The 16,319-nt window shown below is 73.6% G+C and carries 17 protein-coding genes, 2 pseudogenes and 1 riboswitch; of the genes and pseudogenes, 14 read left to right on the forward strand and 5 right to left on the reverse strand.

The genetic code is table 11. The annotated features are described in order from the left end of the window. Positions 1 to 2 precede the first annotated feature (2 nt). From NBM05_RS06870 to NBM05_RS06885, 4 genes are all read right to left on the reverse strand, one after another. Entirely contained in the window at positions 3 to 761 is a 759-nt protein-coding gene (locus NBM05_RS06870; protein WP_254166086.1) for an iron ABC transporter ATP-binding protein, read from the reverse strand. Further along, positions 758 to 1,798: an iron chelate uptake ABC transporter family permease subunit gene (locus NBM05_RS06875; RefSeq protein WP_254166088.1), complete on the reverse strand. Its 1,041-nt coding sequence runs from the start codon at positions 1,796 to 1,798 to the stop codon at positions 758 to 760. Before NBM05_RS06875 ends, NBM05_RS06870 begins: the two co-directional genes overlap by 4 nt. Next, entirely contained in the window at positions 1,791 to 2,816 is a 1,026-nt protein-coding gene (locus tag NBM05_RS06880; protein ID WP_373689305.1) for an ABC transporter permease, read from the reverse strand. The genes NBM05_RS06875 and NBM05_RS06880 overlap by 8 nt, the downstream gene beginning before the upstream one ends. A gap of 141 nt (positions 2,817 to 2,957) precedes the next feature. Next, positions 2,958 to 3,959 (reverse strand): siderophore ABC transporter substrate-binding protein, encoded by a 1,002-nt coding sequence (locus tag NBM05_RS06885; RefSeq protein ID WP_254166089.1) that lies wholly within the window; start codon positions 3,957 to 3,959, stop codon positions 2,958 to 2,960. A 319-nt stretch (positions 3,960 to 4,278) separates the two neighbouring features. Here NBM05_RS06885 and rpe point away from each other — a divergent pair, with 319 nt between their 5' ends. From rpe to hisF, 11 genes and pseudogenes are all read left to right on the forward strand, one after another. After that, positions 4,279 to 4,959: a ribulose-phosphate 3-epimerase gene (rpe, locus tag NBM05_RS06890; protein WP_254166090.1), complete on the forward strand. Its 681-nt coding sequence runs from the start codon at positions 4,279 to 4,281 to the stop codon at positions 4,957 to 4,959. A gap of 13 nt (positions 4,960 to 4,972) precedes the next feature. Further along, positions 4,973 to 5,632, forward strand: coding sequence for a DUF1697 domain-containing protein (locus tag NBM05_RS06895; RefSeq protein WP_254166091.1), 660 nt, complete (start codon positions 4,973 to 4,975; stop codon positions 5,630 to 5,632). A 211-nt stretch (positions 5,633 to 5,843) separates the two neighbouring features. After that, a riboswitch (FMN riboswitch) is annotated at positions 5,844 to 5,989 on the forward strand. A gap of 116 nt (positions 5,990 to 6,105) precedes the next feature. Further along, positions 6,106 to 6,795, forward strand: a pseudogene (pnuC, locus tag NBM05_RS06900) (nicotinamide riboside transporter PnuC); the annotation flags it as partial. Positions 6,796 to 7,007: 212 nt separating this feature from the next. Beyond that, positions 7,008 to 8,041, forward strand: a pseudogene (gene ribD / locus NBM05_RS06905) (bifunctional diaminohydroxyphosphoribosylaminopyrimidine deaminase/5-amino-6-(5-phosphoribosylamino)uracil reductase RibD). Between the two features lie 10 nt (positions 8,042 to 8,051). After that, positions 8,052 to 9,038: a riboflavin synthase gene (locus NBM05_RS15645; protein ID WP_254166092.1), complete on the forward strand. Its 987-nt coding sequence runs from the start codon at positions 8,052 to 8,054 to the stop codon at positions 9,036 to 9,038. Next, positions 8,957 to 9,547, forward strand: coding sequence for a 3,4-dihydroxy-2-butanone-4-phosphate synthase (gene ribB / locus NBM05_RS06915; RefSeq protein WP_254166094.1), 591 nt, complete (start codon positions 8,957 to 8,959; stop codon positions 9,545 to 9,547). Before NBM05_RS15645 ends, ribB begins: the two co-directional genes overlap by 82 nt. Then, positions 9,544 to 10,242 (forward strand): GTP cyclohydrolase II, encoded by a 699-nt coding sequence (locus NBM05_RS06920; RefSeq protein ID WP_254166096.1) that lies wholly within the window; start codon positions 9,544 to 9,546, stop codon positions 10,240 to 10,242. The genes ribB and NBM05_RS06920 overlap by 4 nt, the downstream gene beginning before the upstream one ends. A 99-nt stretch (positions 10,243 to 10,341) precedes the next feature. After that, a complete protein-coding gene (gene ribH / locus NBM05_RS06925; RefSeq protein WP_254166097.1) occupies positions 10,342 to 10,815 on the forward strand; it encodes a 6,7-dimethyl-8-ribityllumazine synthase in 474 nt (157 codons plus the stop codon). Between the two features lie 10 nt (positions 10,816 to 10,825). After that, positions 10,826 to 11,089, forward strand: a complete 264-nt coding sequence (locus tag NBM05_RS06930; RefSeq protein WP_254166098.1) for a phosphoribosyl-ATP diphosphatase — start codon at positions 10,826 to 10,828, stop codon at positions 11,087 to 11,089. Between the two features lie 47 nt (positions 11,090 to 11,136). Then, the gene (gene hisG / locus NBM05_RS06935; RefSeq protein ID WP_254166099.1) at positions 11,137 to 11,982 is read left to right on the forward strand and encodes an ATP phosphoribosyltransferase; all 846 of its coding nucleotides are present in this window, start codon (positions 11,137 to 11,139) and stop codon (positions 11,980 to 11,982) included. Between the two features lie 22 nt (positions 11,983 to 12,004). Further along, positions 12,005 to 12,769, forward strand: a complete 765-nt coding sequence (gene hisF, locus NBM05_RS06940; RefSeq protein ID WP_254166100.1) for an imidazole glycerol phosphate synthase subunit HisF — start codon at positions 12,005 to 12,007, stop codon at positions 12,767 to 12,769. A 40-nt stretch (positions 12,770 to 12,809) separates the two neighbouring features. Here hisF and NBM05_RS06945 read toward each other — a convergent pair whose 3' ends face one another. Continuing rightward, positions 12,810 to 13,490: a maleylpyruvate isomerase family mycothiol-dependent enzyme gene (locus NBM05_RS06945; protein WP_254166101.1), complete on the reverse strand. Its 681-nt coding sequence runs from the start codon at positions 13,488 to 13,490 to the stop codon at positions 12,810 to 12,812. Between the two features lie 65 nt (positions 13,491 to 13,555). On the opposite strand from NBM05_RS06945, the gene hisI reads away from it, so the two are divergent. The 3 genes from hisI to NBM05_RS06960 are packed head-to-tail and all read left to right on the forward strand — an operon-like array spanning position 13,556 to position 16,262. Beyond that, entirely contained in the window at positions 13,556 to 13,963 is a 408-nt protein-coding gene (gene hisI, locus NBM05_RS06950; protein ID WP_254166152.1) for a phosphoribosyl-AMP cyclohydrolase, read from the forward strand. Beyond that, on the forward strand, positions 13,960 to 15,534 hold the full coding sequence (locus tag NBM05_RS06955; protein WP_254166102.1) for an anthranilate synthase component I: 1,575 nt from the start codon (positions 13,960 to 13,962) through the stop codon (positions 15,532 to 15,534). The genes hisI and NBM05_RS06955 overlap by 4 nt, the downstream gene beginning before the upstream one ends. Further along, entirely contained in the window at positions 15,531 to 16,262 is a 732-nt protein-coding gene (locus NBM05_RS06960) for a Trp biosynthesis-associated membrane protein (RefSeq protein ID WP_254166103.1), read from the forward strand. The genes NBM05_RS06955 and NBM05_RS06960 overlap by 4 nt, the downstream gene beginning before the upstream one ends. Positions 16,263 to 16,319 lie beyond the last annotated feature (57 nt).

A 16,319-nucleotide genomic window follows, 5' to 3' on the forward strand; every position in this document is an offset into this window, starting at 1 on the left:
CCCTAGAAGTACACGCAGACGGGCCGCCCCTGCGGCCCGTCCACCACCTCCACCGGGGTGTGGAAGATCCGGCTGAGGACCTCGCCGCGCACGATCTCCTCGGGAGGTCCCGTCTCGGTGAGCCGCCCGTCGTTCATCGCCACGATCCGGTCGGCGTAGTGCGCGGCGTAGTTGATGTCGTGCAGCACGATCACGATCGTGCGCCCCAGCTCGTCCGCGGCCCGGCGCAGCTGCTTCATCATCTGCACCGAGTGCTGCATGTCCAGGTTGTTCAGCGGCTCGTCGAGCAGCACGTAGTCGGTGTCCTGGGCCAGGACCATCGCCACGTAGGCGCGCTGGCGCTGCCCGCCGGAGAGCTGGTCCAGGAAGCGGTCCTGCAGCTCGGCCAGGTCCAGGAACTCGATCGCCCGGTCGATGTGCTGCTCGTCCTCGACCGTGAGCCGCCCCCGCGAGTGCGGGTACCGGCCGAAGCCGACCAGCTGCCGCACGGTCAGCCGCGTCACGAAGTGGTTCTCCTGCCGCAGGATCGACAGCACCTTGGCGATGGTCTTGGACGGGGTGCGGGCGACGTCGTGCCCGCCCACCCGGATGGTCCCGGCGTCGGGCTCCTGGAGGCGCCCGATCATGGTCAGCACGGTCGACTTGCCCGCGCCGTTGGGTCCCACCAGCGCGGTCACCCCGCCGCGGGGGATCTCGAGGCTGATGGGGCCGATGGCGACGTCGTCGCTGTACCTCTTGAAGACGTTCTCGAGCGAGATCACAGGCGCCCCTTTCGCAGGAGGACGATGAGGAAGACGAGCCCGCCCACGAGCTCGACGATGACGGTCACGGCCCCGCCCGCGTAGAAGACGTTGCGGAGCGTGAAGTAGGCCAGCGCGAGCACCGAGTACCCGGCCAGGAAGGCCACGGGCAGGATCAGCCGGTGGTCGTAGGTATCGGTCAGCGAGTAGGCGAGCGTCGCGACCAGGAAGCCGAGGAAGGTCATGGGCCCCACCAGGGAGGTGGTCATGGCCATCATGATCGAGACGAGCAGCAGCGTCGTCATCAGCTCCCGGCGGTGGTTCAGGCCCAGGTTGTTGGTCGCGTCCCGGCCCAGGGCCATGAGGTTCATGCGCCGGGAGCGCAGCCACAGCGCGACGCCGGCCGCGAGGCACACGGGGATCACGTACGGCAGGTTCTCGGTCGAGGCGTTGGAGATGCTGCCGAGCAGCCTGGCGCTGAGGATGTCGAACTCGTTGGGCTCGAGCAGGCGCTGCATGAAGGTCGAGAGCGAGCCGAGCCCGCCCCCGATCACGACGCCGACCAGCAGCATGATGTGCAGGTTCCCGAACCGGCCCGAGAGAAGCCACGAGTACAGCAGCACCGACATCAGGACCATGAGCCCCGCCTGCAGGAAGAACCGCGCCGGCCCGTCCAGCAGCGTGACCCCGGAGATGCCCAGGAAGAACACCGCGGCGGTCTGGATCGCGACGTACATCGACTCGAAGCCCATGATGGACGGCGTGAGGATCCGGTTCTGCGTCGCGGTCTGGAAGGACACGGTCGCGAAGGACTGGCAGAACGCCACCACGAGGATCACGACGACGCTCTCCACGCGCAGCCCCGCGATGGTCACCCACTGCCGGGACATGAACTCCGCCCGGTTGCCGTATCCGAGGATCCCGTAGGTCGCCAGGAGGGCGATCACGAGCAGCACGCCGACGACGATCAGGTAGCGCCGGCGCCGCGCGGGCGTGGGGAAGGGCCCGGTCCGCCGGCCGGTGCGCGCGGATGCGGTCGCCTGGAGGGACTCAGACATGGCGGCGCCTCCTGACCAGCAGGGTCACGAAGACGACCGCGCCCACCACGCCCAGGATCAGCGAGACCGGGACCTCGAAGGGCATGATGATGGTCCGGCCGATGATGTCGCACACGGTCACGACCCAGACGCCGGTCAGGCACACCCACGGCAGGTTGGTGCGCAGGTTGTCGCCGCGGATCAGGGACACGACGTTGGGCACGATCAGCCCCAGGAAGGGCAGCGCCCCGATCACCACCGTGGTCACGCCGGTGACCAGGGCGACCATGGTCACGCCCAGGAAGACGACCAGGTTGTAGTTGAGCCCCACGTTGGTCGCGACGTCGCGGCCGAGCCCGGCCACGGTGAACTGGTCGGCCACCACGAACACCAGGACCGCCACGACCAGCACGATCCACAGCAGCTCGTAGCGCCCGCGCACGACGCCGGTGAAGCTGCCCGCGAACCAGATGCCGAGGCTCTGCAGCAGGTCGTGCTGCAGCGCGATGAACGTGGAGATCGAGCTGACCACCGCGCCCAGCATGATGCCGATGATGGGCACGATCAGCGAGGAGCGCAGCGTGACCCGCCGCAGGAAGAGGAAGAACACCATGGTCCCGACGAAGGAGAACAGCACGGCCCCGACCATGCGCTCCATGATCCCGGGGGAGGGCAGCGCGATCATGGTCACCAGCAGCCCGAGCCCGGCCCACTCGGTGGTCCCGGTGGTGGTCGGCTCGACGAAGCGGTTCTGCGTCATCTGCTGCATGACCAGGCCGGCCATGGACATGGCCGCGCCCGCCAGTACGAGCGAGACGGTGCGGGGCACCCGGGTGATCCAGAACATCTCCCAACCGCCCTCGCCGCCGGAGATGTCGTAGACGCCGACGAAGAGGGACAGGACCATGAGCGCCAGCGTCGCCGCCAGCGCGAGGAGCAGGGGCCAGGCGAGGCGCCAGCGGGCGCGGCGCGGCGCGGTGCCAGGCCGCGCGGACGGGGCGTCGCGGGGTGCGTCGGGTGGGGTGGTCGTCAGGCTCACGTGCTTTGTCTCGTGGGGGTTCGGGGTGGGGGACCGGGGGTCCGACGCCGGGTCCGCGGCGCGGCGATCCCCCCGCCCGCCGCGTGGGGCGGGGGCGGGGGGATCGGGGAGGCGCCGGGGGTCCGTCGTCGGGCCTTCGGGCTACTTGGCCTGCTCGAAGGAGTCGGCCATCGAGTTCAGGAACTCGGTGTAGAGGACGATGTCCTCGTGGAGGTAGAAGCTCTCCGGCAGGTAGACGATGTGGTCCTGCTGCACGGCGGGGACGTTGGCCATCGCCTCGGAGTTCTTGATGAGGTCAGCGGCGGGGCTGAAGCCGGCCTCGGCGTCCGAGACCGCGGCGTCGCGGTCCATGACCAGCAGCCAGTCCGGGTTGGAGCCGGCGATGGCCTCGACCGAGATGTCGTCGCCCTGGTGGTTCTCGCTGCCCTCCTGCTCGAGCGAGGGGGTCAGGCTCAGCCAGTCGAAGACCGGGCCGATCGCGCGGCCCTCGCCCGGCGCGGCGTAGTTGATGTCGCCGCCGCTGGTGATGATGCCCATGACCGACTGCTCGCCGTCGTAGGACTCGCGGGCGCGCTCGGCGGCGGCGTCGAAGTCCTCCACGAGCTTCTCGGCGTCGTCCTGGTGGCCGAAGATCTCGCCCATGAGGGTCGTGGACTTCCGCAGGTACTCGTCCAGCGGCATGTCCTCCGGCTGGTCGAGGTCGATGAAGGCGGTGTCCTCGGGCAGCAGGTTCTTGATGTCCTCGGCGTGGCTGGAGAAGCGGTAGCCGTTGACGACGACGTCGGGGTCGGCGTTGACGATGGCCTCGAGGTCCGGCTCGCGGTGGTTGCCCAGGTTGGCGACCTCGGCGTTGCCCGGGTACGAGACGACGTCCTCGGACATCAGGTCCAGCGGGGCCGCGGAGAGCTGCACGCCCCAGTCGTCCAGGATCTGGAAGGCGTGGTTGTCGGTGGCCACCACGCTCTGCGGGTCGCTGGGGACCTCGACGACGTTGCCGGCCATGTCGGTGACCTCGACCCGGTCGCTGGACGGCGAGGACTCCGCGGCGGGCTCGGAGTCGCCGCCGGAGCAGGCCGCGAGGGTCAGCGTCACGGCCGAGGCCAGGGCGAGGATCCCCAGGCGGGGTCGGGTGAAGGTGCGCATGTCGGTGTCGTGCTCCTCGGGAGGTGATCGAGTGGGAGGGGGTCGAGCCCCGCGCCTCTTAGATTAGGTAAGGCGAAGCTAAGCGCCAAATTAACTTCGGTACCCTATCGAAAGGTGCCCTGTCGAAATTCTCCGCCGCTCACTGACAGGGATCGCGAGGGACCGGGTCGGCGCACGTCGGATGCCACTTCGGACCTTTAGGTCAGGGAAATCTGTCCTCTGGCACCCGGCCGCGCGAACCGGCCCGGGTAGCCTAGGGGGGTGAGGCCGGGCACCGCCCGGCCCGTCAGCATCCGTCCGAGGCGCCGGGAGGCAGCAGTTGAGCCACGTCCGCATCCATCCGTCCATCCTCTCCGCCGACTTCGCCCGCCTGGGGGAGGAGCTCGCGGCCATCGAGACCGCCGACGCCGCCCACGTCGACGTCATGGACAACCACTTCGTGCCCAACCTGACCTGGGGCCCGGCCGTGGTCGAGCGCCTGCGGGAGGTCTCCCCGGTGCCCTTCGACGTGCACCTCATGATCGAGGACGCGGACCGCTGGGCGCCGCGCTACGCCGAGATCGGCTGCGAGTCGGTGACCTTCCACGCCGAGGCCGCGACCGCCCCGATCAAGCTGGCCCGCGAGCTGCGGTCCCAGGGCGCCCGCGCGGGCATGGCCCTGCGGCCCGCGACGCCGGTGGAGCCGTACCTGGACCTGCTCCCCGAGCTGGACCTCCTGCTGGTCATGACCGTGGAGCCCGGGTTCGGGGGCCAGGCCTTCCTCGACGTGACCCTGCCCAAGCTGCGCCGGGCCGCCGAGGCGATCCGCGGCTCCTCGGCGCGGGTCGCGCTGCAGGTCGACGGCGGGATCTCCGAGGCGACCATCGAGCGGGCGGCCGAGGCCGGCGCCGACGTGTTCGTCGCGGGATCCTCCGTCTACGGCGCGGCGGACCGCGCCGGCGCCATCGAGGGGCTGCGGGGCCGCGCGGCGGCGGCCTGCGGCCTCGGGGCGACGCGGTAGCGGGGAGGCGGTCGTGGCGGGGTCGGTCGTCCTCATCCGGGGCATCAACGTCGGCGCCCACCACCGGGTGCGGATGGCCGAGCTCGTGGCCGCCTGCGAGGCGGCGTCGCTGGGGCGGCCCCGCGCCTACCTGCAGTCGGGGAACCTGGTGTTCGACGCCCCGGCGGCCGGCGTCCCCGCGCCCGGGGGCGCGGGTGCTGAGGACCCGGCGGCCGGGGGCGGGGGCTCCGGAGACGCGGCGGCGGTCGGGACTGACCGGGCCGACGCCGTGGCCGGCATCCTGGCCGCGCGGTTCGGCGTGACCGCCCGTTGCCTGACCGTGGGGGCGGGGCGCCTGGCCGCGGCGCTTCGCTCGGTCCCCGAGGACGCCGACCCGGACGAGAAGCTGACCCACCTCGTCTTCTGGGACCCGCCCGGCGGGGACGGCGACGTCGCGCGCTTCGCCGCGGGCCGGGAGGAGCTGCTCGCGGTGGCCGAGGAGGGCGCCTTCGGCGGCGACCGGCTGGTCCTCGAGCCGGACCACGCGGTCGTCCTGTACCGCGAGTCGTCGCGGAACTCGAAGCTGGGTCTGCCCCGCCTGGAGCGGGCGCTCGGCGTCGAGGGTACTGCGAGGAACCTGCGGACGACGCGGGTGCTCGCCGAGTGGTGCGGGGGACGCGCAGACGGTACCTGAGCGGAAGGACCCTGAGCGGGCGGGACCCGAGGGGGCGGGGCCTGAGCGGGCGGGCCCCGAGGAGGCGGGACCTGAGCGGGCGAGGTCTGAGGGGTCGGCCGCCGGGGAGCGCCCCCGGGCCGGGCGGCGTCGTTCTCTGGCCGAGAACGCCGCCCCGACCTGCGCGCCGGATCCGGAGGCGTGTGCCATAATCGTGATCACGCTTATACATTTCGTGCTCCGGGGGTCGGTGAAATTCCGAACCGGCGGTATAGTCCGCGACCCGCGCGATCCGAACGGCCAGCCCGTCTCGGAAGACCGCGGCCGAACCGGTGTGATTCCGGTACCGACAGTACAGTCTGGATGAAGGTGCACGAGCTCGGCGGGCCGCCCCACGGCTCCCGGGCCCGGCGGCGAGCGACCGCCCGGGTTCGGGCACCCGTGCCGGTCCGCTGAAGTTCTCCCCGGGGCCCCGCAGACCCGGAAGGAGCGGCATGGATCTTCTGCGGTGGCTCTTCGAGGCCCAGCTGCCCGTCGGCGGCGGCTTCGTCCTCTGGCGCGAGGTCCTGGGCAACGTCTTCGGCCTGGCCTGCGCCCTCGGCGGCATGCGGCGCAAGGTGTGGGCCTGGCCCGTCGGCATCCTCGGCAACCTCCTGCTGCTGACCGTCTTCCTCGGCGCCGTCTTCGGCTCCCCGAACCCCGTCAACCTGCTCGGCCAGGCCGGTCGCCAGGTCATGTTCATCGTCGTGTCGATCTACGGCTGGTACCGCTGGAAGCGCGCCCGGGACGGCGACTCCGCACCCGTGAGCCCCCGGTGGGCGAGCGGCCGGGAGCGGCTGCTGCTCGTCGTCGCGCTGGTGGGCGGCACCGCGGCCCTCACGCCCGTCTTCAGGGCCCTCGGCTCCTACGAGCCCGTGTGGTCCGACGCGTGGATCTTCGTCGGCTCCCTGCTGGCGACCTGGGGCATGGCTCGGGGCTGGGTCGAGTTCTGGCTGATCTGGGTCGCGGTCGACGTCGTCGGCGTGCCCCTGCTGTTCTCCGCCGGGTACTACGCCTCCGGGCTGATGTACCTGTTCTACGGCGGTTTCACGCTCGTCGGCTTCTTCGTCTGGTGGCGCACGCGCAACCGGGAGGAGCGGGTCAGCGTCGAGACCCGGTTCCCCGACCCCACGGTGGGTCTCGAGCCCGCGGGCGAGGCGGCCGGCCCCGACGCGGGCCGCCGCTCCGCGCGGTCCTCCCACCCCGCGCCGTACTCCCGGCACGCGGACACCGGCTCCGGCGCGCTCCACCACGCCTCCAGCACGGCTCCCCGCCACCGGTCGGGAGGCCTCCGATGACCCCGGCCGAGGCACGGGGCCCGCCCGGCGGGCCGTGGAGCGAGCGGGACCGCGCGGCCATGCGGGCGGCGCTCGACGCCGCCCGGCTCGGCAGCCGCGGCGGCAACCCGCTGGTCGGCGCCGTCCTCACCGACGCCTCCGGGGAGATCCTGCACGTGGGGCACCACCGGGGCGCCGGCACGGCCCACGCCGAGGTCGACGTCCTGGAGCGCGCCCGCGCGGCCGGCACGGATCTGGCCGCGACGCGCATGTACGTCACGCTCGAGCCCTGCAACCACACCGGGCGCACCGGCCCCTGCAGCGCCGCGATCCTGGCCGCCGGCGTCGGCTCCGTGGTCTACGCGGACTCGGACACCACGGCCTGGGCCAGCGGCGGGGCGCGCTTCCTGGCCGAGAACGGCGTCGAGGTCCGCGGCGGGCTCATGGCCGAGCGCTCGCGGCGGCTCAACCACCGCTGGTGGCGCACCCGCGAGGAGCACCGGCCCTTCGTGACCGCCAAGATCGCCGCCTCGATGGACGGCTGCGTGGCCGCGCCCGACGGCACGAGCCAGTGGATCACCGGCCCCGAGGCCCGCGCCCACGGCCATGAGCTGCGCGGGCGGGCCGACGCCGTCCTGGTCGGCACGGGCACCGCGCTCGCCGACGACCCCGGCTGACCCGCCGCGGGACCGACGGCGTCGAGACCCGCCGGCAGCCGCTCCGCGCGGTCATGGGCCTGCGCGGGCTGCCGCCGGGGGCCCGGCTCCACGAGGGTCCGGGGCACCTGCCGCTGCGCAGCCGCGTCCCCGCCGAGGCGCTCAAGTCCCTCAAGGCAGCCTCGGTCGAGCACGTGCTCATCGAGGGCGGGCCCGGGCTGATCACCGCGTTCCTCGCCGCGGACCTCGTGGACGAGATCTACTGGTACGCGGCCCCGACCCTGCTGGGGGCGGGCACCCGGGGGATCGGCGAGCTGGGGGTCGGGACCCTCGGCGCGGCCCTCCGCTGGGAGGTCGACCCGGCCGGCGAGGAGGCGGACGCGACCCGCGAGGGACTGGGCCGCCGCGGCCCCGACCTGATGACACACCTGCAACCACGCCCCGCGACGAAAGGCTAGAGGCCACCACATGTTCACCGGAATCATCGAAAGCCTGGGCACGGTCGAGGCCCTGGAGCGCCACGCCGACTCCGCCCGGCTGGTGCTGCGCGCCGAGGGCGTGGCCGAGGACCTACCCGAGGGCGGCTCGCTCGCGGTCAACGGCGTCTGCCTGACCGCGGTGCGGCCGGTCGGCGCGGAGGGGCGCTTCGTCGCCGACGTCATGGGCGAGACCCTGCACCGGACCGGCATCGGCGCGCTCGCCCCCGGCGCCCGCGTGAACCTGGAGCGGTGTCTGCCCGCCGGCGGGCGCTTCGACGGGCACATCGTCCAGGGGCACGTGGACGGCACCGGCGCCATCCTCGCCCTCGAGGAGCACGCCGACTGGACGACCGTGCGCGTCGGCATCCCGGCCGGGCTCGCGCCGCAGCTGGCCGAGAAGGGCTCGATCGCCCTGGACGGTATCTCCCTGACCGTGACCGCCGTCAGCCCGGCGGGGGACCCGCAGCCGTGGTTCGAGGTCGGGATCATCCCCGCCACCCTGCGCGCCACGACCCTGGGCGGGGCCCGCGTGGGCGACGCCGTGAACCTCGAGACCGACGCCGTGGCCAAGTACCTGCTGCGCGCCCGGCAGTTCGAGGGCCTCCCGGCGGATCCCGGGCTCCTCGCCGACGCCGTCCCCGGTGCGGAGGGCGTAGCCGACCCGGCCGCGGCCGGCTCCATCCCGTCCGCGAGCCTCTCCGCTTCCGCCGCGATCGCCGCCGGCGCCGACCCGGCCGCCGGCGCCGACCGGCCGCGACCGCGGGCGCCCCGATCCCGGCCGACGCCGTCGCGATCCTTCCCCCCGCGCCCGCCGTCCCGCCCGCGGACCCCGCCGGCGCCCTGGACCCCGTGCATGCGGCGCTCAGCGCGATCGCCGCCGGCGGGCTCGTCGTCGTGGTCGACGACGAGGACCGCGAGAACGAGGGCGACCTCGTCGGCGCGGCCGCCCTCGCCGACCCCGAGCGCCTGGGCATGATGATCCGCTACTCCTCCGGCGTCGTCTGCGCCCCCATGACCGGGCGGCGGGCCGACGCGCTCGCGCTGCCCCCGATGGTCGCGCGCAACGAGGACCCCAAGGGCACCGCCTACACGATCACCTGCGACGCGGCGGCCGGGGTCAGCACCGGGATCAGCGCGGCCGACCGGGCCCTGACGCTGAACCTGCTCGCCGACGCGCGCACCGCGCCCGCCGACCTCACCCGCCCCGGGCACATCCTGCCGCTGCGCGCCGTCGACGGCGGCGTCGCCGAGCGCCCGGGACACACCGAGGCCTCGGTCGAGCTCGCCCGGCTGGCCGGCCTCCCGGAGGTCGGCTACATCGCCGAGCTGGTCCACGACGACGGCTCGATGATGCGCTTCGACGCCCTGCGCCGCTTCGCCACGGAGCACGGCCTGCCCATGATCTCGATCGAGGCGCTCGCGGCCTACGCCGCCGAGGACGCCGAGACCACCCAGAACCCCACCGAGGAGGAGCTGCGAGCATGACCGACACGCGCCGAGCGGACCCCGAGGAGTTCTTCCCCGAACCGGGCCGCCTCGTCCCCCGCACGGACCCCGAGCTCCTCGCCGTGACCGACCCCGTGACCGTCCCCACCCAGCACGGCTCCTTCGCGGTCCGGGCCTGGGGGTTCGCGGACGGCTCCGAGCACCTGAGCGCGACGGCGCTGGGCCCGGACGGCACCCCCGTCCTCGGCTCCGACGAGGCGCCCTACGTGCGCCTGCACTCGGAGTGCCTGACCGGCGACGTCTTCGGCTCCCGGCGCTGCGACTGCGGCCCGCAGCTGCAGGAGGGGCTGCGCATCATCGCCCGCCACGGCGGGACGCTGGTGTACCTGCGGCAGCACGAGGGCCGCGGGATCGGCCTGGTCAACAAGCTGCGCGCCTACGCGCTGCAGGACGCGGGCCTGGACACCCTGGACGCGAACCTCGAGCTCGGCCTCCCCGCCGACGCGCGGGACTACCGCCAGGCCGCCCGCATCCTGGAGGGCCTGGGCATCACGACCCTGCACCTGGTGACCAACAACCCCGCCAAGGCCGAGGCGCTCGAACAGCAGGGGCTGACCGTCCGGACGCTCGAGCCGGACGTCATCGAGCCCGTGCCCGAGAACGCCCGCTACCTCGCGACCAAGCGGGACCGGATGCGCCACCGCATCCTCCTGCAGCCGCCCGCGGGGACCTGAGGACCCGGCCGCCGGCGCCCCCTCACACCGCCCCCCGTCCGAGAACCACCCACGACCCGCGCACCGCCCGGTGCGTCCCGACCCCGAGGAGAAGAACCCATGGCAGGAACCGGAGCCCACACCCCCCAGCTCGAGGAGCTCGACGGGAGCGGCCTGCGCGTCGCCGTCGTCGCCGCCTCGTGGCACACCGTCGTGATGGACGGGCTGGTCGCCGGCGCCCGGCGCGCCCTGGAGGAGGCCGGCGTCGACGACGTCACCCTGGTCCGCGTCCCCGGCTCCTTCGAGCTGCCGGTGGCCGCCGCCCGGCTGGCCGCGGACCACGACGCCGTCGTCGCGCTCGGCGTCGTCATCCGCGGCGGCACCCCGCACTTCGACTACGTCTGCCAGGCCGCGACCGACGGCCTCGGCCGGGTGGCCCTGGACTCCGGCAAGCCCGTCGGGTTCGGCCTGCTCACCTGCGACGACGAGCAGCAGGCCCTGGACCGCGCGGGCCTGGAGGGCTCGCACGAGGACAAGGGCTACGAGGCGGCCGCCGCGGCCGTCGAGACCGCCGATGCGCTGAGCGCGTTGTAGGGTGGTCAGCGTGAAAACCTTCGATAGCCTCTTCGCCGAACTGTCCGACAAAGCCCGGGACCGCCCCGAGGGCTCCCGCACCGTCGCCGAGCTCGACTCCGGGGTCCATGGGATCGGCAAGAAGGTCATCGAGGAGGCGGGCGAGGTCTGGATCGCTGCCGAGTACCAGTCCGACGAGGAGCTGTCCGAGGAGATCTCGCAGCTGCTCTACCATCTGCAGGTGCTCATGATCTCCCGCGGGCTCAGCCCGCAGGACGTCTACCGCCACCTCTAGACCCGACCCGGACACCCCGCCCCACCACCGAAGGACCCGAACCACCCATGCTGCGCATCGCCGTGCCCAACAAGGGCGCCCTCTCCCAGGCCTCCCAGACCATGCTCATCGAGGCCGGATACCTCCAGCGCCGCGACACCCGCGAGCTGGTGATCGCCGACGAGGAGAACAACGTCGAGTTCTTCTACCTCCGCCCGCGCGACATCGCCGTCTACGTCGGCTCCGGCATCCTCGACGTCGGGATCACCGGCCGTGACCTGCTCCTGGACTCCGAGGGCGCCGCCGAGGAGGCCCTCGCCCTGGGCTTCGCGAAGTCCACCTTCCGGTTCGCCGGTCCCGCCGGGGAGTTCTCCGACGTGCGCCAGCTGGCCGGCAAGCGCGTGGCCACCAGCTACGACAAGCTGCTCCGGCAGCACCTCGCGGACGCGGGGATCGACGCCGGCGTCGTGCGGCTGGACGGGGCGATCGAGTCCTCGATCCGGCTCGGCGTGGCCGACGCGATCGCCGACGTCGTCGAGACCGGCAACACCATGCGCGCCGCAGGCCTGGAGGTCTTCGGCGAGCCGATCATGCGCTCCGAGGCCCTGCTGATCCGCCAGCAGGACGTGCAGGACACCGACGCCGTGGACATCCTCTCCCGGCGCCTGCAGGGCGTCCTGGTGGCCCGGCAGTACGTGATGATGGACTACGACATCCGCGAGGACCTGCTCGAGGCGGCCACGGCCGTGACCCCGGGCCTGGAGGCGCCGACCGTCTCCGCGCTGTCCCGCGAGGGCTGGGTGGCCGTGCGCGCGATGGTCCCCAAGGGCGGCACCAACCAGACCATGGACCGCCTGTACGAGGTCGGGGCGCGGGCCATCCTCGTCTCGCCGATCGCGGCCGCGCGCCTCTAGGGCCGCGGGGAGGAGAACGCACATGGGTGTCGCCATCCGAGTCATCCCCTGCCTGGACGTCGACGCCGGGCGGGTCGTGAAGGGCGTGAACTTCGAGGGGCTCCGGGACGCCGGGGACCCGGTCGAGCTCGCCAAGCGCTACAACGAGGCCGGGGCCGACGAGCTCACGTTCCTCGACGTCACCGCCTCCTCCGGCGAGCGGGAGACCACCTTCGACATCGTGGCCCGCACGGCCGAGCAGGTCTTCATCCCGCTCACGGTGGGCGGCGGGGTCCGCGGGGTGGACGACGTCGACCGCCTCCTGCGCGCCGGCGCCGACAAGGCCTCGATCAACACCGCGGCCATCCGCGACCCGGACGTGATCGACGCGATCGCCCAGCGCTTCGGCAACCAGGTGCTCGTGCTGTCGGTGGACGCCAAGCGGACCGGGAACACGCCGTCGGGCTTCGAGATCACCACGCACGGCGGGCGACGGCTGACCGGGATCGACGCCGTGGAGTGGGCCCGGGAGGGCGCCCGGCGCGGGGCGGGGGAGATCCTGCTGAACTCGATGGACGCCGACGGCACGCGCGAGGGCTTCGACGTCGAGATGATCCGCGCCGTGCGCGCCGCGGTGGACGTGCCGCTGATCGCCTCGGGCGGGGCCGGCAAGCCCGCGGACTTCCCGCCGGCCATCGCCGCGGGGGCCGACGCCGTGCTGGCCGCCTCGGTCTTCCACTTCGGCCCTGACCACGCGATCGCCGAGGTCAAGGACGCGATCCGCGCGGCGGGGTACGAGGTCCGCTGAGGCCGCGGGCCCGCCCGGGGTGAGCCGCCGCGCGACGGGCTCAGCCCCTGCTCACCCGCGCCGCGCCCTGCCGCCCCGAGAGGTAGAGGAGCAGGTCCACCGGCTCGCCCTCCAGGACGGTGAACGTCCCTTCCGAGGGCGCGCGGACCACGCGCTGCACCAGGCCGCCGACGCGCGACTGCGCCGCGGGACGGCGGATCGTGCGCGAGCCCAGGGCCGGGCGGCCCTCGGAGTCGGTGCCCACCAGCTCGAGCCCGTCCGGGTAGTCCTTGGCGAACATCGCCAGCGGCGGGCGCAGCTGGTCCCAGACGCGCTGCCGCTCGTCGGGGGCGAAGGGGCCGACCCCGGCCGCCCGCCGCGTGGCCTCCGCCGAGCCGCGGCGGGCGTCCTCCCGGTGGATCACGTACTCCACGAAGTTCATCGCGGCGTCCACGCGCGCCGAGCGCCGGCTCAGCGGGCTCGCCTCCCGGAACTCCGCGACGCCGCGGGCGTAGCCCTCGGGATCGGCCATGGCCTCGGCCCGCTCCTGAAGCAGCCGCTCCGTGCGGTCCTTGAGCGGGGGCAGGAAGATGCCGGCCGCGGCGTCGGGCCGGGTCTCGCGGAGGAGCAGGTGGGCCAGGAGGTGCTGGGAGTCCCACCCCTCGCAGAGCGTGGGGCTGCCGGGGCCCACCGCCTCGAGGACGTCGGCCAGGTTCTCGCGCAGGTCTGTGATGACGGTCATGCTGTCCATCCTAGGGGCCGGGGGACCCGTCCGCCCGCCGCGCCAGGCGGTACAGTGGGCCCGTGATGAATCCCCACGACGAGACCCCGGACGCCGCCGCGTCCCTGGACCCCCAGGTCGCCGAGCGGCTCAAGAAGGACACCGCCGGCCTGGTCGCCGCCATCATCCAGCAGCACGACACCGGCGAGGTGCTGATGCTCGGCTGGATGGACGAGGAGGCGCTGCGCCGCACCCTGACGAGCGGGCGGGTGACCTTCTGGTCCCGCTCGCGCGGGGAGTACTGGCGCAAGGGGGACACCTCGGGCCACGTTCAGCGGGTCGTGTCCGCGGCGCTGGACTGCGACGGCGACGCCCTGCTGATCCGCGTGGACCAGGTCGGGGCCGCGTGCCACACCGGGACCCGGACCTGCTTCGAGGGACGCACGCTGCCCACGGTCGCGGGGACGGCCGCCGCCGAGAGGAGCGCACCGTGAACCGCACCGACGGCATCCGCCCCGGCCGCGAGGAGTTCCTCGAGCTGGCGGGCAGGCACCGCGTCATCCCCGTCAGCGTCACGGTGGTCGCCGACGCCCTGACGCCCATCGGCATCTACCGCTCGCTGGTCGCCCGCGACGGCGTCCCCGCGCCCGGCTCCTTCCTGCTCGAGTCCGCCAATGAGGGGGCCACGTGGTCCCGCTACTCCTTCATCGGCGTCGACTCGCCCTCCACGCTGACCGTCCGCGACGGCGAGGCGCACTGGCAGGGCACCGTCCCCGAGGGCGCGCCCACGGGCGGGGACCCGGTCGAGGCCATCCGCCAGACCCTGCGCATGCTGCACACCGAGTCCTTCGAGGACCTGCCGCCGCTGACCTCCGGCTTGGTGGGGTACCTCGGCTGGGACACCGTCCGGCACTGGGAGCGCCTGCCCAGCCCGCCCCCGGACGACCTCGGCCTGCCCGAGTTCGCCCTGAACCTCGTGGCGGACATGGCCATCCACGACCACCGGGACGGCACGGTCACCCTGGTCGCCAACGCGATCAACTGGGACGACAGCCCGGAGCGGGCGGACCGCGCGTACGACGACGCCGTCGGGCGCCTGCGCGAGATGCTCCGCCGCCTCGCCGAGCCGATCGGCACCACCACGGTCTCGCGGTTCGCCCCCGGGGACACGCTGCGCGAGCGGATGGAGCGCGACGTCGTCGAGAGCTGGGACCGCCAGCAGTTCCTCAACCGGATCGTGGAGGGCAAGCACGCCATCTACGACGGCGACATCTTCCAGGTGGTCATCTCCCGGCGCTTCGAGACCGAGTGCGGGGCCTCCCCGCTGGACGTCTACCGCGTGCTGCGCCAGACCAACCCCTCGCCGTACATGTACCTCTACACCTTCGCCGACGCCGAGCGGCCCGAGGAGAGCTTCAGCATCGTCGGCTCCTCCCCGGAGGCCCTGGTCACGGTCCACGGGGACCGGGCGCAGACGCACCCGATCGCCGGCTCCCGCCCCCGCGGCGAGACGCGGGCCGAGGACCTCGCGCTGGCCGAGGAGCTCCTGGCGGACGAGAAGGAGCGCTCGGAGCACCTCATGCTGGTGGACCTCGCGCGCAACGACCTGTCCAAGATCGCCGAGCCGGGGACCGTGGACGTCACCCAGTTCATGGAGATCGAGCGGTTCAGCCACATCATGCACATCTCCTCGACCGTGGAGGCGAGGCTGCGCGAGGGCGCCGAGGCCTACGACGTCCTGCGGGCCACGTTCCCGGCCGGGACGCTGTCCGGGGCGCCGAAGCCGCGGGCGATGCAGCTGCTCGACGAGTACGAGCCGCACCGGCGTGGCGTGTACGGCGGCGTCGTCGGCTACTTCGACTTCGCCGGGAACATGGACATGGCGATCGCGATCCGCACCGCCCTGCTGCGCGGCGGCCGGGCCTACGTGCAGGCCGGCGCCGGCATCGTGGCGGACTCTGTCCCGGAGACCGAGGCCGCCGAGACCGTCAGCAAGTCCGCCGCGCCGCTGCGCGCGGTGCTGCTGGCCGAGTCCCTGAGGAGCCTGGGGGAGGAGACCTCATGAGCACACCGACACCCGATCCCGCCGCCCAGGGCCGCGAGCCGGCCGGGCGGGAGCCCGCGACCGGTCCCGCGGGCCCGGTCCCCACGGAACCCGCGACCGGGCCCGGGGGCCGGGGGCCCGAGCCCACGGTCCAGGCCGCCGGGGACTCCCGCCCGCGCGGCGGGGGCGCCGGCCGGGCGACCCTGCTGGGCCTGCTCGTCCCGGGGCTCGCGTTCCTGACCAGCCTGCCCACCTGGATCCACGCCGAGGCCGCCAGCGTCCTGCAGGAGCAGCGGATCGACGTCACGGGGACCCAGGCCGCGCCGGCGGTCACCGCGCTCTCGCTCGCCGCGCTGGCCGCGGTGCTGGCGCTGCGCATCTCCGGCCGCGTCCTGCGCATGATCATCAGCGTCGTGATCGCCGCCGCGGGGCTGGGCACGGGCGCCGCCGTCGTGACCGTCCTGACGGACCCGGCGCTGGCCGCCCGGACCCAGGTGAGCGAGGCGACCAACGTCACCGGCGCCGACGGCTCCTACGTCCTCACCGTGTGGCCCTGGCTGTGCCTGGTGCTCGCCGCCGCGACCGTGGTGACCGCCGTCTGGCTGCTGCTGACCAGCCGCCACTGGCGCACCAACTCCCGCCGCTTCGAGCGCTCCCCGCAGCGGGCCGGCGCGCCCGGCGCGAGCGGGCACGCCGACGACATCGACGCCTGGGACTCCCTGTCCGAGGGGCGCGACCCGACCGACTGATCGGGGCGCCGCCCGCCCCGGCCACCGCGTGCCCGCTCGGCGGGCGCCCGCAAAGTG

This window comes from Rothia santali (assembly GCF_024199905.1).
Classification (GTDB): Bacteria; Actinomycetota; Actinomycetes; order Actinomycetales; family Micrococcaceae; genus Rothia; species Rothia santali.

What these genes read in the sequence shown, in the direction of transcription:
- NBM05_RS06875 (WP_254166088.1), bottom strand. Translation starts at nt 1,798, where the DNA reads ATGTCTGAGTCCCTCCAGGCGACCGCATCCGCGCGCACCGGCCGGCGG.
- NBM05_RS06885 (WP_254166089.1), bottom strand. Translation starts at nt 3,959, where the DNA reads ATGCGCACCTTCACCCGACCCCGCCTGGGGATCCTCGCCCTGGCCTCG.
- NBM05_RS15645 (WP_254166092.1), top strand. Translation starts at nt 8,052, where the DNA reads ATGTTCACCGGAATCATCGAAAGCCTGGGCACGGTCGAGGCCCTGGAG.
- NBM05_RS06920 (WP_254166096.1), top strand. Translation starts at nt 9,544, where the DNA reads ATGACCGACACGCGCCGAGCGGACCCCGAGGAGTTCTTCCCCGAACCG.
- ribH (WP_254166097.1), top strand. Translation starts at nt 10,342, where the DNA reads ATGGCAGGAACCGGAGCCCACACCCCCCAGCTCGAGGAGCTCGACGGG.
- hisG (WP_254166099.1), top strand. Translation starts at nt 11,137, where the DNA reads ATGCTGCGCATCGCCGTGCCCAACAAGGGCGCCCTCTCCCAGGCCTCC.
- hisF (WP_254166100.1), top strand. Translation starts at nt 12,005, where the DNA reads ATGGGTGTCGCCATCCGAGTCATCCCCTGCCTGGACGTCGACGCCGGG.
- NBM05_RS06945 (WP_254166101.1), bottom strand. Translation starts at nt 13,490, where the DNA reads ATGACCGTCATCACAGACCTGCGCGAGAACCTGGCCGACGTCCTCGAG.
- hisI (WP_254166152.1), top strand. Translation starts at nt 13,556, where the DNA reads ATGAATCCCCACGACGAGACCCCGGACGCCGCCGCGTCCCTGGACCCC.
- NBM05_RS06960 (WP_254166103.1), top strand. Translation starts at nt 15,531, where the DNA reads ATGAGCACACCGACACCCGATCCCGCCGCCCAGGGCCGCGAGCCGGCC.